Annotated in this window: 1 protein-coding gene; it reads left to right on the forward strand. The window is 62.1% G+C overall.

The window, feature by feature from the left end; translation table 11 throughout:
- The coding region (locus tag AC1DU6_RS34470; RefSeq protein WP_477862977.1) for an MBL fold metallo-hydrolase at nucleotides 1-642 on the forward strand (642 nt) is incomplete at both ends.

Raw genomic sequence — 642 nt, forward strand, 5'->3', positions numbered from 1 at the left:
GTCACCGACAAGCCGATCAAATATGTCGTGCTGTCGCATTACCACGCGGTGCGTGTGCTTGGTGCGTCCGCCTACAAGGCGCAGGGCGTGGTCGCGTCGCAGGAAACCTATCGGCTGGTGGGAGAGCGCGGCCAGCAGGACTGGGATTCCGAGTTCGGGCGTTTCCCGCGTCTGTTCCAGGATGCCGAGAGCATTCCCGGCTTGACCTGGCCAACGCTGACCTTCGAGGGCGAGATGTCGATCTTCCTCGGCAAGCGCGAAGTGCGCCTGATGCAGCTTGGTGCCGGTCATACGTCCGGCGATATCGTCGCCTGGGTGCCCGATGCCGAAGTCATGTTCTCCGGCGATCTGATCGAATATCACTCGGCCTGTTATTGCGGCGATGCGCTGTTGCGCGAATGGCCGTCGACGCTCAACGAGATCCGGGCCTTCAACCCGAAAGCCATTGCGCCCGGTCGAGGCGATGCGCTGAAGGGGCTGGAGACGACCCGCGAGGCAATTGCGATGACGCGTGACTTCGTAATGTCGCTCTACGGCGCGGCGGAGCTGTCAGTCGCCAAGGGGCGCAGCCTGAAGGAGACCATGGCGGCGACCCGTGACGTCATGGACAAGAAGTTTTCGAGCTTTGCGATCTATGAGCAC

It is taken from the genome of Roseateles sp. P5_B10, from assembly GCF_056400485.1.